This is a genomic window from Bradyrhizobium sp. PSBB068 (assembly GCA_016839165.1).
Classification (GTDB): domain Bacteria; phylum Pseudomonadota; class Alphaproteobacteria; order Rhizobiales; family Xanthobacteraceae; genus Bradyrhizobium.
This window is the reverse complement of record CP069300.1, coordinates 5,852,122-5,872,549: the sequence shown is the minus strand read 5'-3', so window position 1 is coordinate 5,872,549 and position 20,428 is coordinate 5,852,122. Positions and strand designations below refer to the sequence as shown.

Sequence of the window (20,428 nt, the reverse complement as noted above, 5' to 3'; positions counted from 1 at the left end):
AGAACCAGCAACCGGAGCCGATCGGCCGATCGGCGTGAATGGAGGAAGACATGACCAATGAAGCAGATCGCGACCGCCGGACCGACCTGTCTCGGCGCACCCTCGCTCTGGCTACCGGCGTCGCGGCGCTAGGCGTCGCGCTCGGCATGCGCTCGACCGCGTTCGCGCAAGGCAAGGCCGATGCCAAGGGGGAAGGCAAGGCGGACTCGAAGATCGAAGGCAAGGCGGACGCAAAGGGAGAAGGTAAAGGCGAGGGCAAGGCCGAGGCCAAGGGCGAAGGCAAAGGAGAAGGCAAAGGTGAGGGAAAAGGCGAGGGGAAGGGTGAAGGAAAAGGCGAAGGAAAGATCGAAGGCAAGGGTGAAGGAAAGGGCGAAGGCAAGTTCGGCGGCAAGGAAGGACGCTGGGATGGCAAGGCCGGCCGCATCAAGGTCGATGTCGCAAGTGACGGCGCGACAGCCATCGACGTGCGGTGCGCCGCCGACGAACCCATGCGGACCTGCGCCGACATCACGCGCGACATCGTCGATCGGATCAGGGCACCAAAGTAGTTCGAGGAGCGCGACATGGCTTACGGCGACCTCGTCGGGCGTGTCGATTTCGATATGACCCGCGCGTCTCCCTTTTCCTACACCTGTCACGCCTGCAAGCGCTGCTGCAGGAACAAGGCGATCCGCGTCAATCCATATGAGGTCCTGCGGCTGGCGCGGCGCTTGGGGCTCTCGACGACCGAGTTCATCGAAAGCAAGACGGAAGCCGGCGGCACCGTCTTGCGCTCAGCGGAAGACGGCAATTGCGTCTTCCTGAACGATCGAGGTTGCTCCGTGCATCCGGACCGTCCACTCGCGTGCCGCATCTACCCATTAGCCCGCTGGGTGTCGGCCGAGGGCGAAGAGTCATTCGGAGGACTTGCTCCGCACCCGCAGACGGAGGGCGTGTACGGCAACGCAGGCACGGTCCAGGACTACCTCGACCAGCAGGGCGCCGAACCGTACTTCCGAAACTCGGACCGCTACGGCGTGCTTTACGACAAGATGCTCGCCATCCTGGAGAAGGCGGCCCCGGGCGAACTCGATCGGCGGCAGGAGCGGCGCGAGGAGATCGATGAACTTCCGTCGGGCTCGATCGGTTCCGCCTTCATGGACATCGACGCCATGCTCGGGGCTTGCATGCAAGACGGTCCGGACGAGATCGTCGAGCGCCACATCCGAGCGGTCGAAAATTGGCTGGACTCCATCGACGGAGAAATCCTCGCCAAGGCGCCTCAAAGCCCCGGACTTCAAGAGGGCGATCGCCGCAGGCGGTCGATTTTTCTCGATCGCAAAGGCACATGAAATTTGGAGCGCACGATGGAGCTTGCTCATCGTGCGCTGGTTGTCGTCCAGGCGGCCGGCTGCTTAGCGAAATCCTTCGCGCCATCCCCGAACTTCGCGGGCTGTGCTGTCCGAGCGTGTCCAGAAGTTTGCCCTGGCCGGCGTCGCTGCACGTTTGAATGGTCCAAGACAAACATCGCGACGATTATGGGGGCGGAGCGGGTAGTCTTGAGATGGTACATGCGGGGAGCGCGGCACTGGCAGGTTTCGGCCCATGGCGCGTTGTTCCTAGGAGCAAGGCTGGTTACCGAAAGCAGTTGGTGCTAGATGAACTCGCTGCTTTGGCTCATTGACGTGGCTGCTTGATGAGTTGATTCCACTCTAAATGATCGGCTCTCGTTCGATAGCAGTTCTGACGACTGGCTGGTCGACGTAGCAGGCGAGTTGCTCAGAAGCCTGTTGTACATTGGCGAACTCGCGGAGTTCACGGAACACGAGGAGTCAGGCGGCTATGGACACTTGGCGTGGGGCTCACGTACGGCGCTTGCGCAGCTTGCTCAGAATAAAGCAAGATCATCTCGCCACACTGATGAATGTTACGCAGACTACAGTATCTCGATGGGAGAGCGGCGCGATCCGGATGTCTGAAAGGCAATATGAAGTTGCCTTAAGTGTACTAGGAGCGCGGTCCCCTGGCGCGGACCGCGCAATTCGGCGGCTCGTCGAGGGGTCGTCGTTGAGCATCCATCTCATTTGTGACTGGACACACAGGCTCTTAGCCGCCTCGCCATCGCGGTACGGCGAGTGGCGTCTCTCTCCTGGGGATGTCATAGGTCGATCTCTGCTCCGATATGCGTCTACGGAGATTCTTTCAGCTGACGAAGGACTGCGCGAGAAAGGGTGGTATGACGCTCCGTCTAGCGCGGTGTCTATCGAGACCGGCTCGAACTTTAGGCTGGACGTGCCGATTCCGCCCAGCACGGTGCTCTGGGAACGGCTTTGGCTTGCCGACGGCAGTGCGGTCCGCCTGGTTTCGACAATTCAGCACGAGCACGTCCGCGCATAATTTATGCGCTATGTTCACTCGCGACAACGATACAATGGATGTTGAGGTGTGTATGACTGCCGAGCCGTGGCTTCTACCGGAAGCTGCGGACCTTTAAAGCGGGCGATGTAAGCGATGGCGGTTCTAGTAACGGGAAGCGCGGGGCATCTTGGTGAAGCTTTAATGCGCATTTTGCGGGAATCAGGTCGGCCCGCCATTGGCGTCGATATGAAGCCGTCACCTTATACCGACGATGTGGGATCGTTAACCGACAGGGATTTCTTGCACGCTCTCTTCCGCAGAGGAGTTCGGTGGGTCATCCATGCTGCGGCATTGCACAAGCCGCATATCGTGACGCATTCTTATCAGGATTTCGTGGACACCAATGTGACCGGAACGCTCAATTTGCTCGAAGGTGCGAGCGAGACGGGCGTCGAGAGTTTCGTATTCACAAGCACCACAAGCGCCTTCGGATCAGCGTTGACACCGTCCCCAGGCATGCCTGCATCCTGGATAACTGAAGAGGTTGTTCCCATACCAAAGAATATTTATGGCGCGACGAAACTTAGTGCCGAGCACCTCTGCGAGGTGTTCGCGTCTAGGCGGAAGTTGCCAACGATCATTCTAAGAACGTCGCGATTCTTTCCCGAGGACGATGATTCTCCTTCTGTCCGCAACCACTTTAGCCGCGACAATGCGCAATTGAACGAATTGCTCTATCGCCGCGTCGATCTAGACGACGTCGTGCAGGCTCATCTGCGGGCTTTAGAACTGGCGCCGCAACATAGTTTTGGCCGGTTCATCGTCTCCGCGCCGACACCCTTTAGCAAGGGCGATCTTGACGAGTTACGGCGCAACCCTGGTGCCGTGGTTCGCAGACTGTTCCCCGAAGCTGAACGGGTCTACGCCGCAAGGGGTTGGTCGATGTTCGACGAGATCGATCGCGTCTACGTGAGCGACCTCGCGGCCGAGAGGTTGAAGTGGACGCCGCGATGGGACTTCAACCGAGCATTGAAACTTCTGCAGAACGGCGAAGACTTTCGCAGTCCTCTGGCCCGTACCGTCGGCAGCAAAGGCTATCATGACAGGGAGTTCCAAGAGGGACCCTATCCTGTTGGGCCTCAGTAGCAATTTCAGCATACTTGGTCCACTTGATACACGGGAGGCACGCCGGTTTGAGCAATGGCTTTTGCCTCCACGGGAGAAGAAGTAATATCTCTCTGCGATGACGCATCGCCGGGCTTTTGAAAAAGTGATTCACTTCTCTCATCATGTACTCGATCTCAGCATCGGAGATGGCGACATCTTCCGGTCTTCCGTTCCACGGCTCGTCTGTTGTGCCGATGACGGTGTAATCGTCTTCGTATGGAAAGCATTCCATCAGGCGACCGTCGCTGGTCTGAAGCGGCACGACACCTAGCGTATCCGAAGAAATCCACTGCGAGCAGCTGGTGTGCCGGCCTCAGCGAGGCCGCATGGTTTGTCATGGCCAATTGAAGGAAGCGAAGCGATGGGATTTGGAATGAAGTTGATTGCGTCGACGACGATGTGTCTTCTGCTTGGTGCCGCGCACGCATCGGCATCCGAGAAACTCAAGGCGGTCGACCTCGCGGCCGGCAAGAGAGGCGATCGAACCCAGTTTCGTGACATCAGGGATTTCTGCGGCACGAAACCGATGAGGACAAGCCGGTGGTGGCTTTCAAGATCGGCCGCTCCGAGGCCGGCGCCAAGGCGGCAGTGTCGCACACCGGCGCGCTGGCCGGCTCGGATCGGATGTACATGCCTCGTGGACCGCACGCGCTGCTTGCCGGATTTCCACCTACCTTGTTGCAGGTGAGTGCGATCGAGACGCTCGCCTATGACAGCCGGAATTTCGCAGCGCGGCTCGTGGACGCCGGCGTTCGGGTCAATCTGAGCATCTGGCCGGAGCTTCCCCACGTCTGGCACGCTTTTCTCGGCTTGTTTCCCGAGGCGATCGAGGCGTTGCAGGAGATTGCAGCGTTCGTGAACGGGGGCATCGATCGCTGAACGGTTGCGCGCCCGTCTGGCCGTTCCCACCGTCGGATCTCTGGCGGATCGCGTGGGGGTCGACTAACAAGGCATCTGTCGAACGATGCAGGACAGCTGCCATGTTTGAAGGATTCGAGCGTCACGATGTCGAGACCGAAGGTGCGACGATCGCCTCGTTCGTAGGCGGGAGCGGTCCTCCCTTGCTTCTGCTCCATGGATACCCGCAGACCCACGTCGCCTGGCATCGTATCGCCCCGGTCCTGGCGCGCGACTACACCGTGGTCGCCACCGATCTGCGGGGATATGGCGACAGCCGCGGTCCGCAGCATGTCGATGCATCGGCTTACTCCAAGCGGACGATGGCGCGCGATCAGCTCGCGGTGATGAAGCAGTTCGGTTTCGATCGCTTCGCCGTCATCGGGCATGACCGCGGCGCGCGGGTCGGGTACCGGTTGGCGCTGGACCATCCCGGAGCGGTGCAGGCTTTCGTATCGCTGACAGTGATCCCGACCAGCGAGGTCTGGGCGCGCGCCGGCAGGGATTTTGCGCTCGGCGCCTATCACTGGCTGCTGTTCGCGCAGCCCTATGACCTGCCCGAACGGCTGTTGAGCGGCGATCCGGATTTCTTCCTGGACTGGACGTTGCGAAGAATGGCCAAGGATCTCGTTGCCCTGTCGGATGAGGCCCGCGCCGCCTATCGCGAAGCATTTCGCCGGCCCGAGGTACGACACGCGATGATGCAGGACTATCGCTCCGGCGCGAGCCTCGACCATGAGCATGATCTTGCCGATCGCGCCGCCGGGCGAATGCTCGATTGTCCTGTGCTGGTGCTGTGGGAGCAGGGCCGCTTTGGTGAGACGGATACTCCGCTCCAGATCTGGAGGAGCTGGGCTGTCGATGTCGATGGTCGGGCTATTCCGGGCGGCCATCTTCAACCGGAAGAGCAGCCTGAGGCCGTGCTCGACGCCGTCAGTTCATTTTTCGCACGCAAGCTCGGGTGACCAAGCGAAGGCGGTGATCGAGGCGTCGGGATCACCGGTCGAGCCAGGCGTCGGAAAAATCCCCCGCGGTCAGGTCGACGCTGTTGTAAAGATTGCGCACGCGCGCATTGCTGACGAGGGTTGTCTCCAGCGCTACCAGTGGCAAGGCTGGCAGATCGTCACTGGCGATCTTCTGGATCTGCCGGAATTGATCCGCGCGCCGCGCTTCGTCGCGCTCCGTGGCTGCCTGCCGGAACAGCTCATCAACCGCCGGGTTATTGTAGTGGGCCGCGTTGACATAGGGCAGCGGGTGCTTGATTCCGTCCGACCAGTAGATCCGCTGCACGCCGACCGTCGGGTCGAACAGCAGGCCGAGCCCGTTGAGGTTGATGTCGAAATCACGGTCGTAATAGACCCGCTTGATGAAGGTGCCGAGATCGCCGTCGAGGATGTCGACGCGGATGCCGGCACGGCCGAGGGCGGACCGCAGGTAGCCGGCAGTCGCCTTGAATGCGGCCCCCGGAATGAAGGTCAGCCTCAGTGCAAACCGGATGCCGCCGCTTCCGCGCTTCAATCCCGCCTCATCGAGAAGGCGATTGGCCTCGTCGAGATTGAAGGGATGGTCGAAGCTCGTCGGGTCGAAGTAGGATGAAAGCACTTCGGGAATCGGCGAGCGGATCCGGCTGGCATAGCCGTAATAAATCCACTGCCGGATGAAATCGCGATCAATCGTGCGCGCGATGGCGTGCCGCACGGCGCGTTGGGCGAGGTATTGGTTGTCGAGGCTGAACTCCAGCACGGCGGCGTTGTTGAGATAGGCGTCTCGCTGAGACGAGACGACAAGCTTCCCGCCCTCTGCCAGCCGTTTCACATCGCCGAGCGAAATGCTGCCGCTGGTGTCGGCTTCTCCCGTCTCAAGCGCCGTGGAGGCCGCGGCCGGATCACCAACGAACTTGACCACCACCCGATCCAGAAAGGGCCGCTCGGGCCGCCAATATTGTGGGTTCCGGCGCAGGCTGACGTGGCTGCCACGTTTCCATTCCTCGAAGATGAATGGACCGGTTCCGATCGGCGCGTTGTTGTTGGCGCTGCCGTCGAGATTATCGGGCTGATAGGCGTGACGCGGAACGATCGGCGATTCCGCAGCCGCGAGCGCCTTCAGGAAGTAGGGTGTCGGCTTCGACAGCTTCACCACGGCGGTCAGCGCATCGGGCGTTTCGACACGATCGAGATTGGCGAAGCTGATCCGGCCACGCGGCCCGGCCTTTTGCAGCGCTTGCAGCGAAAACTGGACGTCGGCGGACGTGAAGTCGGCGCCATCGTGCCATTTGACGCCGGGACGCAAGGTGAAGTTATATTCGAGTCCGTCTGCACTCGACTTCCAGGCCGTCGCCAGAAGTGGACGTGGTATGAAATCTGCATCGTAAGCCAGCAGACCCTCGGTGATTTTGGTGCTGATATTGCGGGTCTGTGTGTTGGTGTCGAGCAAGGGAACGAGCGTTCGCGGTTCCCCCTGTGTGACGACAGTCAGCGTCCCGCCACGCCGCGCTTCGGCCGCGAGCGCAGGCGAGCCGGCGAGCGGAAGCGCGAGCACACCGGCCCCCGCCTTCAGGACACTTCGCCGATCAATAAGACCGCGGATACGATCGTCAGTCGTCACCATGTGCCAAGCTTTCCATTGTTGCGTGTTGAAGGCGTGCGGCCTGTTTGCGCAGCGTCGCCAGGATCGATCGTTTCAGCTCACCGAACGAGCGCATCGCGATGATTTCCTGATAGGCGCGTGGACGGGGATAGGGGACGATGATCTCTTCGACGATCCGGCCAGGACGGCCGCTCATGATGGCGATGCGGTCCGACAGGAACAGCGCCTCCTCGATGTCGTGCGTGACGAACAGGACGGTGGAGCGGCGCTGCTCGCGTGCGGCCAACAGCAGCTCTTGCATTGCGAGTCGAGTCTGGGCATCAAGCGCCCCGAATGGCTCGTCCATCAAGAGGAGCAGCGGCTGCGATATCCAGGCGCGGGCGATCGCGACGCGCTGGCGCATTCCACCGGACAGCTCATAGACGGCATGATGCTCGAAGCCGCGCAGGCCCATCATCTCGATCAGCTCCTGCGCCCGTGGCCGATATTCGGACGCCGGGCGCCCGGCCAGACGCGATGCGAAGGTGATGTTGTCGATGACGGACAACCATGGGAACAACGTCGCTTCCTGAAACACGATGCCGCGATCGGGGGACGGGCGTCCGACCGGCTTGCCATCGATCGTCACGCGGCCGCGCGTGGGTTGTTCGAAACCCGCCAGCAGGTCGAGCACGGTTGATTTGCCGCATCCGCTGGGTCCCAGCAGGCACACGAATTCGCCTTCCGCAACGCCAAGCGAAAGTCCGTCGAGCGCGACGGTCTTGTGTCGGCCGCGCCGGTCTTCAAAGCGCTTCTCGACGTCTTCAAGCACGATCAGTGGAGAGGTCGTCATCTCAGGCGCGCCCTGACCAAGGGGCCACCCAGCGCTGCAGCCCCACCAGCGCCAGGTCCAGCGCGTAGCCTGTGCCGCCGAGCATGACGATGCCGAGCATGACGACGTCAGTGCGCAGATAGGAGCCGGCGTTGACGACCATCCAGCCGATCCCGGCGTCGGAGGCGATCATCTCGGCCGCGATCAGGGTCGTCCAGCCTATCCCGAAGGACAGGCGCAGCGTCACGAACAGCTCGGGCAGGATGTGGGGCAGGATCACGTAGCGAAACAACGCCAGGCCGTGAGCGCCTAGCGCCCGGCCGGCGCGGATCCGTTGTCTCTGTACGGTGCTGACCGCAGCTGCCGTTCCGACAATGATGCTGAGCGCGGCCGAGATGAAGATCAAAAGAACCTTCGAGGTTTCGCCGATGCCGAACCAGAGGATCACGAGCGGGATCAGTGCGAGCTTCGGGAGCGGCCGCAGGAATTGGACGAAAGGATCGAGCACGGCGCCAAAGCCCGGCGCTGCTCCCATGGCGAGCCCGAGCGGCACACCGACCAGCGTCGCCGCGGCAAACGCGCCCAGAGCGCGGGCGAGACTGAGCGCCAGGTGTTGCCAGAGCGGGGTGCCACGATAGCCGTCCCGCGCCAGATCGATCGCGGTCGTCACGATCTCGGATGGCGGCGGAAGCAACAACGGTTCGACCAGATGAGTCCGCCCGGCGATCTCCCACGCCAGCGTGACGCCGGCGACCGCGGCAAGGCCGATCAGGAAACGACGGCTGGCGTTCAAGACGGGAACGCGCGCCGCAGCAATGCGTAGTTCACCGCAGGGACGAACGAGGCGGGGACGTCGTCGCGTTTGATCTCGCCCGTCTCGGCAAGGAAGGCAGCGGCATCGCCGAGCGCCTTGATGAGCGGTGCATCCTTTGCTGCGGCCGGTCCATCGCCCCAATATTTCGGACCGAGCTGATCCTGGAAGGTGGGATAGCGCAGCCCGGCCAGGGTGTCGCGCACGGCTTCGAACGGTGCGCCGAAATCCTTTGCCAGAATCCGCGACACGCCCTCCGGATCGGACCGGTATCGGTCGAACTGCGCCTGAACGGTCTGCAGCCAGGCCACCACTGTCTCGGGGAATCGCTCGGCGAATTCGCTCCGCACCACGGCGCTGTTCCAGACAAAGACGCCTGAGGGCTGCAATTGTTCGGAGACCAGCAATTGCCGGCCGCCGTCGGCCAGGAGCTCTGCCCAGAACGGGCCATTGATATAGGTCGCGTCGATGTCGCCGCGCTTCCAGGCGGCGATCGTGTCCGGCTGGCTCAGGGGCAGGCGCTTGATCTTGCCGGCGTCGAGCTTGTTGATACGGATCACGGCCTCAAGCGCGAAGGCCATCGTGGAGGAGGGGGCAACCGCGATGCGCTTGCCCTCGAGATCCCTGAGCGTGGTGATGCCCGCCTTGGCGACGAGCCGCTCGCTGGTGGCGACGATCTCCGGCGAGCCCAGAATTTGAATGGGCAGTTTGCGCGAAAGCCCGGCCACGATCGGCGTGTTACCGAAGATCGCGAAATCGATCTGCTTGGCGGCAAGCAGCGACAGCGCCGGTCCGCCCGATGGGAACGGTACCCACTCGACCTTGACACCAAGCGCCTTGTCGAAACTGCCGTCGGTCTTGCCGACCACCCAGGCCCGCGCCGCCGTCAGATAGCCGATGCGAACGACATCGGGCTTCGCCGTGGTCTGTGCGCGGCTGCGTGCTGCCGTCAGTGACAGCAGGCCCGCGCCGAGGCCCAGTCGCAGCACGTCGCGTCGTCCCGGCCTGCTCGCGCGGATATATGTCGTCATGGTACACCTTCATGCATGAGGCGTGCAGATCGTCATCGCGACGGCGGCGAGTCAATCGCGGCCGAAAAATAAGATATTCGTTTCAGCGTGCCGCGGACGAACGCAATGAATTGCGCTTCCGTCGCACGTGATGAATGAGATTCATTCTTCGGGAAGACGCTGAAGGCAGCGTTGATGAAGTTCGTCGTCTGCGGGCGGAGCAGAGCTGAATCATTCTCAGTTCGCGAACCCATTTGGAATTGACGGCGACAAGCGCGAACGCCCAAATGCGTAAACGCTCGGCGTCACAAAATTCAACTGAAATCCGTTACTCCTCGAAGAAAGTTAACATGAAGCGCTTGTTGTCGTCGCTGCTGGTATCGCTCTCGGCTGCGTGGTTGCGGGCTTCGGCGAAAGAACCGCGCCCGTGCGCCACTTGATCGAGATTCCGCGCGCCACGCATTTCGTCGAAGTCGAGACGGGGCGCGATGTGCTGTTCCGTGAGGTGCAGAGCTTTCTTGACCGCAATTGACCGGTCTTGGGTGACCGATGGCACCGGCTGCGTTCACCGCGTGGAACGTTATCGGTGCGGATGAAAGCATGTCGCCGCGGCGCAATGCGCGAAGTATGGTTTTTCCATTCCGGCGCCCATCTTTGGTTTAGAGTTTCATTGAGTGCGCGCGGAGTTTTTTGCACTATGCGCTACCCCATTCAACAAAGCTGCAAGATCGCACGACAATGAAACATCGCCTGCTCGCACTTATTGCCGTAGTCACGCTCCTTACCGCGCCTGCTTTTGCGGATCAGAAGATCAAGGTCGGAATATCCGGAGGTGATTCCGAGATCGTCTGGGGGAAGGTGAAGGAGATCGCAGCCAAGGACGGACTCGACGTTCAGGTGGTGGTATTCAGCGACTACCTGCTGCCGAATGCCGCACTCGATGCCGGTGATCTCGACGCCAATGCGTTCCAGCACAAGCCGTTCCTCGACAATCAGATCAAGACAAGAGGCTACAAGATCACTCCGGTGGGGGAGACCATCGTTGCGCCGATCGGCCTCTACTCCAAAAAGGTAAAATCGGTCTCCGAGATCGAGGATGGATCATCGATCGGCATTCCGAACGATCCCTCCAACGGCGGCCGCGCGCTGCTGCTGTTGCAGGCTCAGAATCTGATCAAGCTCAAGGATGGGGTCGGCATCCTGCCGACCGTGCTGGACATTATCGACAATCCGAGGAAGCTCAAGATTCGCGAGATCGATGCGGCGCAGCTGCCGCGCAGCCTTGACGACGTCGACGCGGCGGTGATCAACACCAACTATGCCGTAGCGGCCGGGCTGATCCCAGGCAAGGATTCCATCGCGATCGAATCCTCCGTCGACAATCCGTACAATAATTTCATCGCCGTCCGCGAGCGCGACAAGAATGCCCCTTGGGTCGCCAAGCTGGTGCAGGCCTATCAGAACGACACCATCCGACAACTCATCAAGGATAAGTTGCCCGGACAGATCCCCGCGTTTTGAGGCACGAGACGGGCGGATGGATTCATCAATTGGGCGTTTGGCGTTGGCCGTAGGCATAGTGCTCGCCAAGCGGAAGCCCTAAGGCACTGGGTTTCGCGTTCCTGCCGCTTATCGGAAACGTGATGTCGGTTGTTGGCCCCCTTGATGGAGGGCAAGACAACATGTGACGCGAGTGTCGCGTCGACGCTCGCTGAGACACCTGATGGCCCTTGCTTCGTAACTTCGAAGGTCGTGCTCGGCCCCGAGGTCGGCGGACCGAGGGCCCATTCCATTCATCATGGCAAATTTGACATGCAAACGAGCATCTCTTTGCAACACTCTTTCATCGCGAGACTGAAGGACGAAAGCCTTTTTTCGATGCGGCTGATTACAAAGAAGTTCCGTTCGCGCACGGTCGGCTATCGAGCGCGCTTCCCGTAGCCCCCACCCGCGAGCCGAGGAACGGCAATGTCCACGTCCCGACGTCAGATCATCACCAGCGGCCTCGGTCTCCTTGGTACGGCCTTGCTTTCGCCGCGCGTCAGTATCGCCGCGCCGGGCGGCGACGTGCCGAAGGAGTTCAAGGTCGGTTTCCAGAAGGGCGCAGCCATTTTGGTTCTGGGGCGCGAGCAGCAAGTGATTGAAAAGCGGCTGAAGCCATTGGGTGTGGACGCCGTCCAATGGGTGGAATTTCAGTTCGGTCCCCCCATGCTGGAAGCTCTTGGCGCGGGGGCTATCGACATCGGCTCGGTGGGCGACACGCCGCCCATCTTCGCGCAAGCCGCCGGCTCCCCGTTGGTATATGTGGCGTCTACGCCGTCCGCCGAGCACGCCGTGCTGGTGCAACACGATTCGCCTATCGAGACCCTGGCAGAACTCAAGGGCAAGCGTGTCGCCTTCGCCCGAGGTTCCAGCGCCCATAACGTAGCGGTCAAGGCGCTGGCGCTGGCCGGCCTGGGCCTCAAGGATATCGTGCCGACCTATTTGGCGCCGGCGGACGCCACGGCCGCCTTTAACGGCGGTACCATTGATGCCTGGGTGGTGTGGGATCCGTTCTACGCGATCGCTCAGGAGCGCTACAATGCGCGCATTATTGCCGACACCTCCGACAAGCGGCTGGCCAGTTCGTCGTACTACCTGTCGAGCCGTGACTTCGCCGACAAATCTCCCGCTGTGCTGTCGGCTGCGCTGGACGAGATCGGCAAGCTGACGGAGTGGTCCGGCCAGCATCGTGAAGAACTGGCCAAACTGGCCGCTGCCGCCACCAGCATCGACGAGAGATCATGGCGCGCTGCCTTCGCGCGGGCAAGCTTTACCTTCGGTGAGGTGACTTCAGCGCAGGTCGCTCAGCAGCAGCAACTGGCTGACACCTTTTATGAACTTGGCATCGTGCCCAAGAAGGTCACGGTTTCCGACATCGTTTGGCATCAACCCAGGAGCTGACGTCGCCGCGGCGTATCGGCGATGAAATCGGGTGCATCCCTCAGGTGTCCTTCAGGAACATGGGATCGATCTCCATGGACGGAGGTTGAGCGGCACTCATGAATACCGGCTGGATTGTGTGTGATTTGAACTGCCACGAATTGCTGTCGTTCAGCACGCACTCATTGATCAAATCCGCCACCATCATTGGAGGATTTGACTGACGCGTGGATGGATAGGTCAGACCGCCGTAGAACACGATGATGCCTACCACTGTCGCGGAGCGTTCGCTGCTCGACGTGACGTGCAGATTGGTGATCAGGTGCCGCACGGCTTTCACGCCACTGATCGCCAGTCGATCCGCTGCGTTCTCGCCGATTTGACGCGCGCGCCACTCATAAAATGCGCGGATCGCTTCACGTCCCTCAAACCGGTTGTGACCCACGATCTTCACGCCGTCCGGCGTGAAGAAGTCATGGGCCGTGCGCCCGTCGTTGAAGTCGACGTCATGCCAATATGTCACCTCGAGACGATGAAGGGCATGCCAGAGAAGCAGGTCGTCGTGGGGTGTCATCGGCATCCAGGCTACTCCGGAGAGCTGGCGGCTCCGCTGCCGACCTTCATCCGCGAGCGGAACCGATGGAACGCTAGTGCACCGTTGCGAAGGTCGCGAGATCCGTCTCGCCATCGCCCTATGCCCCGACGATAGCATCATGCAGGTGTTCTGCCCGACGTGTCAAACAGCTTGATCCGACACGTTTCCGCGCGCACATGGCTGTTCGTGCAAGCCCTTGATCTGGCTCGGCTCGGTTACTGTGCATGGGGTTGTTTTCGCCGTTTTGGCGAGAAGTCGATTTGCGCCCAGCGCCGCTGCTGCACCGGCGGTCGAAACGGCTCGGCACTGGATCAAGCCCGGGCCTTTCGGCCGCGACACGCACTCGCTCAAGGTGCTGCCCGGCGTCGTTCGCTCGGGCTGCTCCGACCGGCAAGTTGATTGATACGGCGACGTTGGCTGATCCTGCAGAGTGCACCCCGAAGACCGGCGCAGGCTTTCGCTGTTCGACCGCCGTTTCGTGTCACGTCGGCGCAGCATCGGATTGTCGGCTTCGCATCGTGTTGGATCGATTTTATCCATCAACGATGCGGCATCGCGAATTATTTTTCAAACTTCGCCTGCGGACAATGTGTCGATCGTTTGCATGTTGCGCTCACGCGCAGCCACGACTTAGATCGCACTGCAACAGAAGAGACGCCTGCAAGAAATGGCTGATGCGCTGACGTTCGCCATCTTCCCGATGGGGAATGTTCGATGCGCCGGCGATGCAGGTACTGGAACATAAGTGCAGGTGATGCGAATGAAGAACAATAGTTTGCTCGTAAGCGGGATTGCCGTTGCGTTGCTGGGGATAGGCGCGGCGCAGGCCGCAGATCAGCCGGTCTCCGGTGGGGCGTTGACATGGGGTGTCACGACCGAGCCATCCTGCTTCGATCCCCACCGCTCATCGCAGCAAGCGGCGTTCTTCGTCGCGCGCAACTATATCGACTCGCTGATCGCGAAGAAGACCGACGGCACTTTCGCGCCATGGCTCGCCACGGAGTGGTCGATTTCAGCGGACGGCAAGGAATATACCTACAAGCTCCGCGAGGACGTCGTTTTCCACGACGGTGAGAAATTCGATGCCGCGGCGGTCAAGGCGAATTTCGACTTCATCTTCAAGCCGGAGAATGCGGCGACCGCGGTCTCTCTTCTGCAGACTTTCGATCACGCCGAGGTGGTCTCGCCCTACGTCGTGAAACTCGTCTTGTCCAAGCCGGACTCGAGCTTCCTGGAATCGACATCGAACGTGAAGCTGGGACTGATTTCGCCGAAGGCGCTGGAGAAGGGTGATTTGTGCGGCGGCGGGCGCGCATTGGCGGGCACTGGTCCGTTCATCTTCGAGGGCTACACGCGCGGTCAATCCGCGGTGTTCGTTCGCAATCCAGCCTACAAATGGGGACCGGGGAACGCGGCCCATGACGGCCCGGCCTATCTGGATCGCGTGACGTTTCGATTCCTGCCCGAATATGCCGTGCGCACCGGCGCTTTGACGTCCGGGCAAGTTGACCTGATCGAGGGCGTGCAGCCGACCGATGCGCCGCTGTTTGCAGAGCAGCCGGACTTCAAGCTGCTGACCGGGCCATCCGGCGCCAGCACCTCCTTCACCTTCAACATTAATTATACGCGTCCGCCGGCCGACGATGTCCGCGTGCGTCGGGCGTTGCGCGACGGCTTCGATCTCGAGCCGATCGTCAAGCAGGTCTACCTGGGAACGGTGCCGCGTGCCTGGTCGATCATCGGGCCTGCCAATCCTGCATACAACAAGGCGCTCGTCGGCTCTTGGGGCAACGACATCGCGGGAGCCAACAAGCTGCTCGATGAAGCCGGCTGGACCGGCCGCGACTCCGAAGGGTTTCGAACCAAGGACGGCAAGCGGCTGTCGATCGAGGTCGGCTATCCCCAACCTTATGTGCGGGACAATCGTGACATCCTGATTCAGGGCGTTCAAGCGTCGCTCCGCAAGAATGTGGGCCTCGATCTGAATTTGCGGCTCATCACGGCCGGCGAGTATGCCAAGAACAACGCCAACGGCACCTGGACGATCTACCCGAACACGGACAATCCCTCTGATCCGGCGCGCGAACTCTGGGACATGCTCGGCTCGAAGGGATTCCTGTATGCCAACATCTCCAATCCGGATCCCGAGATCACCCGCCAGATCGATGAAGCGCTTGCGTCGACTGATCCGGTACGCAAACGGGAGCTGACGGATGCGGTCCAGAAGCGTGGCGTCGATCAGGCCTTTATCGTGCCGCTGTTTGCGCCAAGCTGGTTCCTGGCGGCCAAGAGCACCGTCAACGGTTTGAGCTTCGAGGCTGGCCTCGACTCGCCGTCCAGTGCTTACGACTTCTGGATCGCAAAGAAGTAGGGCAGACGGATGTGGTCTCGTATCATCTCCAGGCTGTTCACCAGCCTGGTGGTCGCCTGGGCGAGCGTGACCGCGACATTCGTCGCGCTCCACGCTCTGCCGGGGCGCATCCAGGATATTCTTGCCGGAGACCTCGAATATCCCGGCCTGCGCGAAGCGATCGCCGCCGAATGGGGGCTGAACCGTACGCTGCCTGAGCAATATCTCGATTTCCTGTTGCGTATCTTTCGCGGCGATTTCGGCACCTCCTACGTGCTACGGCAGCCCGTGATCGAGGTGGTTGGTTCGCAGCTGCTGCCGACGGTCGAGCTGGCCCTGACCGCAGGCGTGCTCGCGGTCGTGATCGCAGGCGGCATCGCGCTCCTGACCGCCGGCCGCGGCAATTTCTCGCGAGAGGTTGCATCACTCGTCGAACTGGTGTTCGCCTCGACGCCGGTATTCTGGCTCGGCATTCTGCTGCTGATGGCATTCTCCTTCAACCTGCGCTGGTTCCCCGTATCGGGCGCCGAGGGGTGGAAGTCGATCGTCCTGCCGTCGATCACCCTGGCGCTGCCGACGGCGGGTCTGCTGACGCAGGTCCTGCGCGAGGCCATGGAGAAGACGCTCGACCAGCCGTTCGTGACGACGGTGCGGGCGCGCGGCGTCGGCGAGTTCATCATCCGGTGGCGACACGTGCTGCGGCATGCCTTGCTGCCGGCAGTGACGTTGGGTGGCTGGTTGATCGGCGGCCTGCTCGGCGGCGCGGTGATCACCGAGAAGGTTTTCGGCCGGCCGGGTCTCGGCACGGTGACGCTCGGAGCCGTGCTTACGCATGATGTGCCCGTGGTGCTGACCGTGGTGCTGCTCGCTGCATTCATTCACGTCGCCGCCTCGACCCTGCTCGACATTCTTTATGTGCTGATCGACCCGAGATTGAGGGCTCAATGACCGCGCCGTCGCACCGCTCATTCGAGCAAGCCGTCCCGCTCGATCGACCTGAGGACCTCGTCGGGTTCGAAACTTCGCTTCCAGTGCCCGCGGTTCGGCGTCGTCCGCCCCTCGCGTTTGTGGTGGCCGTGGCATTCGTGCTGCTCCTGATCGCTGCGGCGACGGCGCCGTCGCTGTTCACCCATTTCGATCCGCTCGTCGGCGATTTCACCGAGGGGCTGAAGCCGCCAGGCTGGGCCCATCTGTTCGGCACTGATCGCCTTGGCCGCGACGTCTTTGCGCGAACCATCTATGGCACCCGGTACTCGCTTCTGATCGGCTTCGGCGGCGTTGCCGTCGGGCTCGGTCTGGGTGTGATTCTCGGGATCATCGCCGGCCAGCGCAATCGGATCCTCGATGAATCCGTGTCGCGTCTGTTCGACATGCTGTCGTCCTTTCCGGGTGTGTTGCTTGCGATGTTGATCGTCACCTTCCTCGGCCAGGGCATGCTTAATATCGCGATCGCAGTCGGGATCGCCGGCATTCCCAAGTTCGGCCGCGTGGTCCGGGCGCAGACCCAATTGGTGCGCGACGCGGATTACGTGACACAGGCAACAATCTATGGATTGAGCCAACGGCAGGTGTTTCTGCGCCACGTATTGCCCAATGTGCTGGTCGCCATTCCGATCATCGCGACCGTCTATATCGGCAGCACCATCCTGATCGTGTCGGGCCTGAGCTTCCTGGGTCTCGGCCCGCAGCCGCCGACGCCGGAATGGGGCGTCATGCTGGCGGAGAGCCGCGACGTGCTGCGGGTCGCGTGGTGGCCGGGCGTGTTCCCGGGCCTTGCGATCACGGCCACGGTGATCGCCTTCAGTGTGGTCGGCAACTTCCTGCAGAAGAAATTCGAGGGGCGGATGGCATGAGCACCGGTCAATCCGCGCCCGAGCTAAAGGCTCCGCTGGTCGAGATCCTGGGCCTGAATGTGGGCTTTGCCGGCGCAAATGCCGACAGGCCGATCGTGATCGACGTCGATCTGACGATCCGGCCCGGCGAGTGCGTCGCACTGGTCGGTGAGTCCGGCTCAGGCAAGAGCGTGACCGCGCGAAGCCTGTTGAACCTCGCTGGAGAGGGGGCCACGACAACCGCCCGTCGCTTCGAGATCAAGGGCCGCGATGTGCGCGGCTATCGGGAGGCCGACTGGCGCAAGCTGCGTGGAACGGTCACCGGTCTCGTCATGCAGGATGCGCTGGTCTCGCTCGACCCGTTGCGCACGATCGGACAGGAGGTCGCCGAAGTGATCTCCAGTCACGGGATTCTGACCGATCCCGGATCGATCCGGGAGCGAACGCTGGACACGCTGCGCAGGGTCGGCATTCCCAATCCGGCGGATCGCGCCATGCAGTATGCGCATCAACTTTCGGGCGGATTGCGCCAACGTGCGCTGATCGCATCGGCAATCGCCGCCAATCCCGATCTGATCATTGCAGACGAGCCGACCACGTCTCTCGACGTCACCGTGCAAGCGCAAGTCCTGCAAGTGCTCGCGGAACGAATCCGCGACGGTGCGGGCGTATTGCTGATCAGTCACGATCTCGCCGTCGTCGCCGGAATCGCGGACCGGGTGATAGTGATGCGTGACGGCAGGGTCGTCGACAGAGGACCGACCCACGACGTGCTGACCCGGCCACGACACTCCTATACGCGGCAGTTGATCGCGGCCGTTCCGTCGGTCCGCTCACGCGGAGCGCGGCTCGCGTCGGCGCGAATTGAGCTCGCGGCAGTGAACGCCGGAAACGGAGATACCGTTACGATCACGCGTGAGCCGTTGCCGTCCCGCCGCGAGGCCGGCGAGGTGGTTCTGGAGGTCGAGATGATTTCCAAGAGCTACATTTCGCCCAAGGCGACGGGGCGTGTCCGTTCGACTGTGCTGCAGGACGTCAGCTTCGACGTCAGGGCGGGCGAGGTCGTCGGCATCGTCGGCGAGTCGGGTTCGGGCAAATCGACCTGCGCCAAGATCGTTCTCGGCCTGCTTTCACCCGATCAGGGAGAGGTGCGGTTGCTCGGTCGCCCCTGGTCGACTGTCTCGGAAGCAGGGCGGCGGCCGCTTCGGCGTAAGCTGCAATATATTCCGCAGGATGCGCTCAGCAGTTTCGATCCCCGCTATCGCGTTCAGGACATCATCGCTGAAAATCTCGCGGGCCTGCCGGAGCGCAAGCAGCAGCGTGAACGCATCGTTTCGCTGCTTGAGCTCGTCGGTCTGAGTGCCGAATACCTCGAACGCCGGCCGAGGTCGCTGTCCGGCGGCCAGCGTCAGCGGGTCTCGATCGCGAGGGCATTGGCGGCCGAACCCGCCCTGATCGTCTGCGACGAGCCGGTGTCGGCGCTCGATATCTGCATCCAGGCTCAGGTGCTGGACCTGCTTGCGGAGTTGCAGTCGAAGCTTGGCATGGCGCTGCTCTTCATCTCGCATGATCTCGGCGTGATCGAACATCTGGCCGATCGGGTGCTCGTTTTCCACGACGGTCGCGTGGTTGAGCAGGGCACCGTCGAGGCGGTGCTCGGACATCCGCAACAGCCCTACACGCGGGCGCTGCTCGCCGCAGTCCCGGATATCCAGCGTGGATTGACCGCCCGGGCGCAAGTTGCCGGCGCAATCGTCGCCGGTCCTGCTCAAGGGACAGAAGCCGCAACAGGAGGATAGCGATGACGCAGATCGATCAAGCCTGGGGCAGTGGCCCGTCGTCACGATATGAAGACCTTGCCGAACCCTTTCGGCCGTTGTTCCGCTCGATCAAGGACACCGCCGTCGCGCGCGATCTTGAGCGGCGCCTGCCCTATGACGAGATCAAGGCGTTGCGCGCGGCTGGCTTCACGACCGTGCGGGTGCCGGACGAGTTTGGCGGTGCCGGCGCGACGCTGCCGGAGCTGTTCAACCTGCTGATCGAACTGTCGGAGGCCGACTCGAACGTCACCAATTCGCTCCGCTCGCATTTTGGCTTCACGGAGGACGTGCTCAACTCGGCCGATCCAAAGCGCCGCGAACTGTGGCTGCGCCGCATCGGCGAGAAGACCCTGTTCGGCAATGGGCACAGTGAGGTCGGCGACAACAAGCTGCAGGCGTTCTCGACCACTGTTTCCAGCAAGGACGGGCAGCTGGTGCTCAACGGCCGCAAATACTACACGACCGGCACGCTGTTCGCCGACTGGATCAACATCGCGGCCCAGCATGAGAATGGCGAGCCGGTCGGTGTCGTCGTTTCCCGCCATTCGCCCGGGGTCGAGGTGCTCGACGATTGGGACGGCTTTGGCCAGGCGCTCACGGCGAGCGGCACGACGATCTTCAAGGATGTTCCGGTCGAGGGTAACCAGGTCATTCCGGTGACCGCACGGTTCAAATATTCCAATCCATTCTACCAACTGGTGCACCTTGCAACACTCGCGGGCATTGGGCGTGCCGCGGCCAATGACGTTGCGCATCTGGTCAAGCAGCGGACGCGGGTTTTCAGCCACGGCAACGCCGATCGCGTAGCGGCGGACCCGCAGATACTTCAGGTGGTGGGCAGGGTACGCGGCAACGCTTATGCGGCCGGGGCAATCGTGCTCAAGGTCGCCGAGGCCTTGCAGCGCGCCCATGAATCGCAGCTCTCTCAGGATGAGGATCGAATTGCCGCTGCTGTCGCCATTGCCGAGCTCGAGCTCGATCAGGCCGTCACGGTTGTCTCAAGCCTGATCCTGGAGGCGACCACGATCTTCTTCGATGCCTTGGGTGCATCATCGGCAGCGCGCAATCTGGCGCTTGATCGCTACTGGCGCAATGCACGGACCATCACCAACCATAACCCTCGCGTTTATCGGGATCGCATCGTCGGTGATTTCGCGGTCAACGGAACACCTCCGCCGGGCCAGTACCGGATCGGCACGGCGTAAGACGGCGGCTGGCTGCATCGCCTGCCGAACGACGCGCCTGCGACCGCGACGGTTTTCCTTCACACTGGTCGAGCCGTGGAACGAA

General features: G+C 61.9%; 18 protein-coding genes and 1 pseudogene. 13 read left to right on the top strand and 6 right to left on the bottom strand.

Annotated elements, in window-relative coordinates; translation table 11 throughout:
* The first annotated feature begins 50 nt into the window (after positions 1-50).
* The 6 genes and pseudogenes from JQ507_27320 to JQ507_27295 all read left to right on the top strand — a co-directional run bounded on the left by JQ507_27320 (position 51) and on the right by JQ507_27295 (position 5,366).
* The gene (locus JQ507_27320; GenBank protein ID QRI68594.1) at positions 51-548 is read left to right on the top strand and encodes a hypothetical protein; all 498 of its coding nucleotides are present in this window, start codon (positions 51-53) and stop codon (positions 546-548) included.
* A gap of 15 nt (positions 549-563) precedes the next feature.
* The gene (locus JQ507_27315) at positions 564-1,331 is read left to right on the top strand and encodes a YkgJ family cysteine cluster protein (GenBank protein QRI68593.1); all 768 of its coding nucleotides are present in this window, start codon (positions 564-566) and stop codon (positions 1,329-1,331) included.
* A 490-nt stretch (positions 1,332-1,821) separates the two neighbouring features.
* Positions 1,822-2,376: a helix-turn-helix transcriptional regulator gene (locus JQ507_27310; GenBank protein ID QRI68592.1), complete on the top strand. Its 555-nt coding sequence runs from the start codon at positions 1,822-1,824 to the stop codon at positions 2,374-2,376.
* A gap of 114 nt (positions 2,377-2,490) precedes the next feature.
* Entirely contained in the window at positions 2,491-3,483 is a 993-nt protein-coding gene (locus JQ507_27305) for an NAD(P)-dependent oxidoreductase (protein QRI68591.1), read from the top strand.
* A gap of 555 nt (positions 3,484-4,038) precedes the next feature.
* Positions 4,039-4,134, top strand: a pseudogene (locus JQ507_27300) (hypothetical protein).
* Positions 4,135-4,484: 350 nt separating this feature from the next.
* Positions 4,485-5,366, top strand: a complete 882-nt coding sequence (locus JQ507_27295) for an alpha/beta hydrolase (GenBank protein QRI68590.1) — start codon at positions 4,485-4,487, stop codon at positions 5,364-5,366.
* A 31-nt stretch (positions 5,367-5,397) separates the two neighbouring features.
* On the opposite strand, the gene JQ507_27290 is transcribed toward JQ507_27295, so the two are convergent.
* The 5 genes from JQ507_27290 to JQ507_27270 all read right to left on the bottom strand — a co-directional run bounded on the left by JQ507_27290 (position 5,398) and on the right by JQ507_27270 (position 10,175).
* Positions 5,398-7,008: an ABC transporter substrate-binding protein gene (locus JQ507_27290; protein QRI68589.1), complete on the bottom strand. Its 1,611-nt coding sequence runs from the start codon at positions 7,006-7,008 to the stop codon at positions 5,398-5,400.
* Positions 6,995-7,819 (bottom strand): ABC transporter ATP-binding protein, encoded by an 825-nt coding sequence (locus JQ507_27285; protein ID QRI68588.1) that lies wholly within the window; start codon positions 7,817-7,819, stop codon positions 6,995-6,997. The genes JQ507_27290 and JQ507_27285 overlap by 14 nt, the downstream gene beginning before the upstream one ends.
* Before the next feature lies 1 nt (position 7,820).
* A complete protein-coding gene (locus JQ507_27280; protein QRI68587.1) occupies positions 7,821-8,591 on the bottom strand; it encodes an ABC transporter permease in 771 nt (256 codons plus the stop codon).
* Positions 8,588-9,478: an ABC transporter substrate-binding protein gene (locus JQ507_27275; protein ID QRI68586.1), complete on the bottom strand. Its 891-nt coding sequence runs from the start codon at positions 9,476-9,478 to the stop codon at positions 8,588-8,590. Before JQ507_27275 ends, JQ507_27280 begins: the two co-directional genes overlap by 4 nt.
* A 469-nt stretch (positions 9,479-9,947) precedes the next feature.
* The gene (locus JQ507_27270; protein QRI68585.1) at positions 9,948-10,175 is read right to left on the bottom strand and encodes a hypothetical protein; all 228 of its coding nucleotides are present in this window, start codon (positions 10,173-10,175) and stop codon (positions 9,948-9,950) included.
* Positions 10,176-10,357: 182 nt separating this feature from the next.
* Between JQ507_27270 and JQ507_27265 the strand changes: the two genes are divergently transcribed.
* Together JQ507_27265 and JQ507_27260 are read left to right on the top strand one after the other, a co-directional pair.
* On the top strand, positions 10,358-11,140 hold the full coding sequence (locus tag JQ507_27265) for a MetQ/NlpA family ABC transporter substrate-binding protein (protein QRI68584.1): 783 nt from the start codon (positions 10,358-10,360) through the stop codon (positions 11,138-11,140).
* Positions 11,141-11,587: 447 nt separating this feature from the next.
* Positions 11,588-12,562 (top strand): aliphatic sulfonate ABC transporter substrate-binding protein, encoded by a 975-nt coding sequence (locus JQ507_27260; protein QRI68583.1) that lies wholly within the window; start codon positions 11,588-11,590, stop codon positions 12,560-12,562.
* A 40-nt stretch (positions 12,563-12,602) separates the two neighbouring features.
* Here JQ507_27260 and JQ507_27255 read toward each other — a convergent pair whose 3' ends face one another.
* Complete coding sequence (locus JQ507_27255; protein QRI68582.1) at positions 12,603-13,121, bottom strand: nuclear transport factor 2 family protein; 519 nt, start codon at positions 13,119-13,121, stop codon at positions 12,603-12,605.
* 775 nt (positions 13,122-13,896) lie between these two features.
* Between JQ507_27255 and JQ507_27250 the strand changes: the two genes are divergently transcribed.
* The 5 genes from JQ507_27250 (at position 13,897) to JQ507_27230 (ending at position 20,343) form a co-directional block, all read left to right on the top strand.
* A complete protein-coding gene (locus JQ507_27250) occupies positions 13,897-15,507 on the top strand; it encodes an ABC transporter substrate-binding protein (protein ID QRI68581.1) in 1,611 nt (536 codons plus the stop codon).
* Positions 15,508-15,516: 9 nt separating this feature from the next.
* Positions 15,517-16,434 (top strand): ABC transporter permease, encoded by a 918-nt coding sequence (locus JQ507_27245; GenBank protein QRI68580.1) that lies wholly within the window; start codon positions 15,517-15,519, stop codon positions 16,432-16,434.
* A gap of 122 nt (positions 16,435-16,556) precedes the next feature.
* Entirely contained in the window at positions 16,557-17,339 is a 783-nt protein-coding gene (locus tag JQ507_27240; protein QRI68579.1) for an ABC transporter permease, read from the top strand.
* On the top strand, positions 17,336-19,117 hold the full coding sequence (locus JQ507_27235) for an ABC transporter ATP-binding protein (GenBank protein ID QRI68578.1): 1,782 nt from the start codon (positions 17,336-17,338) through the stop codon (positions 19,115-19,117). The genes JQ507_27240 and JQ507_27235 overlap by 4 nt, the downstream gene beginning before the upstream one ends.
* Positions 19,118-19,119: 2 nt before the next feature.
* Positions 19,120-20,343: an acyl-CoA dehydrogenase family protein gene (locus tag JQ507_27230; protein ID QRI68577.1), complete on the top strand. Its 1,224-nt coding sequence runs from the start codon at positions 19,120-19,122 to the stop codon at positions 20,341-20,343.
* Positions 20,344-20,428: the final 85 nt, after the last annotated feature.

Bases quoted from the DNA above. Each gene is read 5' to 3' on its own strand.
- JQ507_27320 (QRI68594.1), top strand. From the start codon at position 51: ATGACCAATGAAGCAGATCGCGACCGCCGGACCGACCTGTCTCGGCGC.
- JQ507_27315 (QRI68593.1), top strand. From the start codon at position 564: ATGGCTTACGGCGACCTCGTCGGGCGTGTCGATTTCGATATGACCCGC.
- JQ507_27310 (QRI68592.1), top strand. From the start codon at position 1,822: ATGGACACTTGGCGTGGGGCTCACGTACGGCGCTTGCGCAGCTTGCTC.
- JQ507_27305 (QRI68591.1), top strand. From the start codon at position 2,491: ATGGCGGTTCTAGTAACGGGAAGCGCGGGGCATCTTGGTGAAGCTTTA.
- JQ507_27295 (QRI68590.1), top strand. From the start codon at position 4,485: ATGTTTGAAGGATTCGAGCGTCACGATGTCGAGACCGAAGGTGCGACG.
- JQ507_27290 (QRI68589.1), bottom strand. From the start codon at position 7,008: ATGGTGACGACTGACGATCGTATCCGCGGTCTTATTGATCGGCGAAGT.
- JQ507_27285 (QRI68588.1), bottom strand. From the start codon at position 7,819: ATGACGACCTCTCCACTGATCGTGCTTGAAGACGTCGAGAAGCGCTTT.
- JQ507_27265 (QRI68584.1), top strand. From the start codon at position 10,358: ATGAAACATCGCCTGCTCGCACTTATTGCCGTAGTCACGCTCCTTACC.
- JQ507_27260 (QRI68583.1), top strand. From the start codon at position 11,588: ATGTCCACGTCCCGACGTCAGATCATCACCAGCGGCCTCGGTCTCCTT.
- JQ507_27255 (QRI68582.1), bottom strand. From the start codon at position 13,121: ATGCCGATGACACCCCACGACGACCTGCTTCTCTGGCATGCCCTTCAT.
- JQ507_27250 (QRI68581.1), top strand. From the start codon at position 13,897: ATGAAGAACAATAGTTTGCTCGTAAGCGGGATTGCCGTTGCGTTGCTG.
- JQ507_27245 (QRI68580.1), top strand. From the start codon at position 15,517: ATGTGGTCTCGTATCATCTCCAGGCTGTTCACCAGCCTGGTGGTCGCC.
- JQ507_27235 (QRI68578.1), top strand. From the start codon at position 17,336: ATGAGCACCGGTCAATCCGCGCCCGAGCTAAAGGCTCCGCTGGTCGAG.
- JQ507_27230 (QRI68577.1), top strand. From the start codon at position 19,120: ATGACGCAGATCGATCAAGCCTGGGGCAGTGGCCCGTCGTCACGATAT.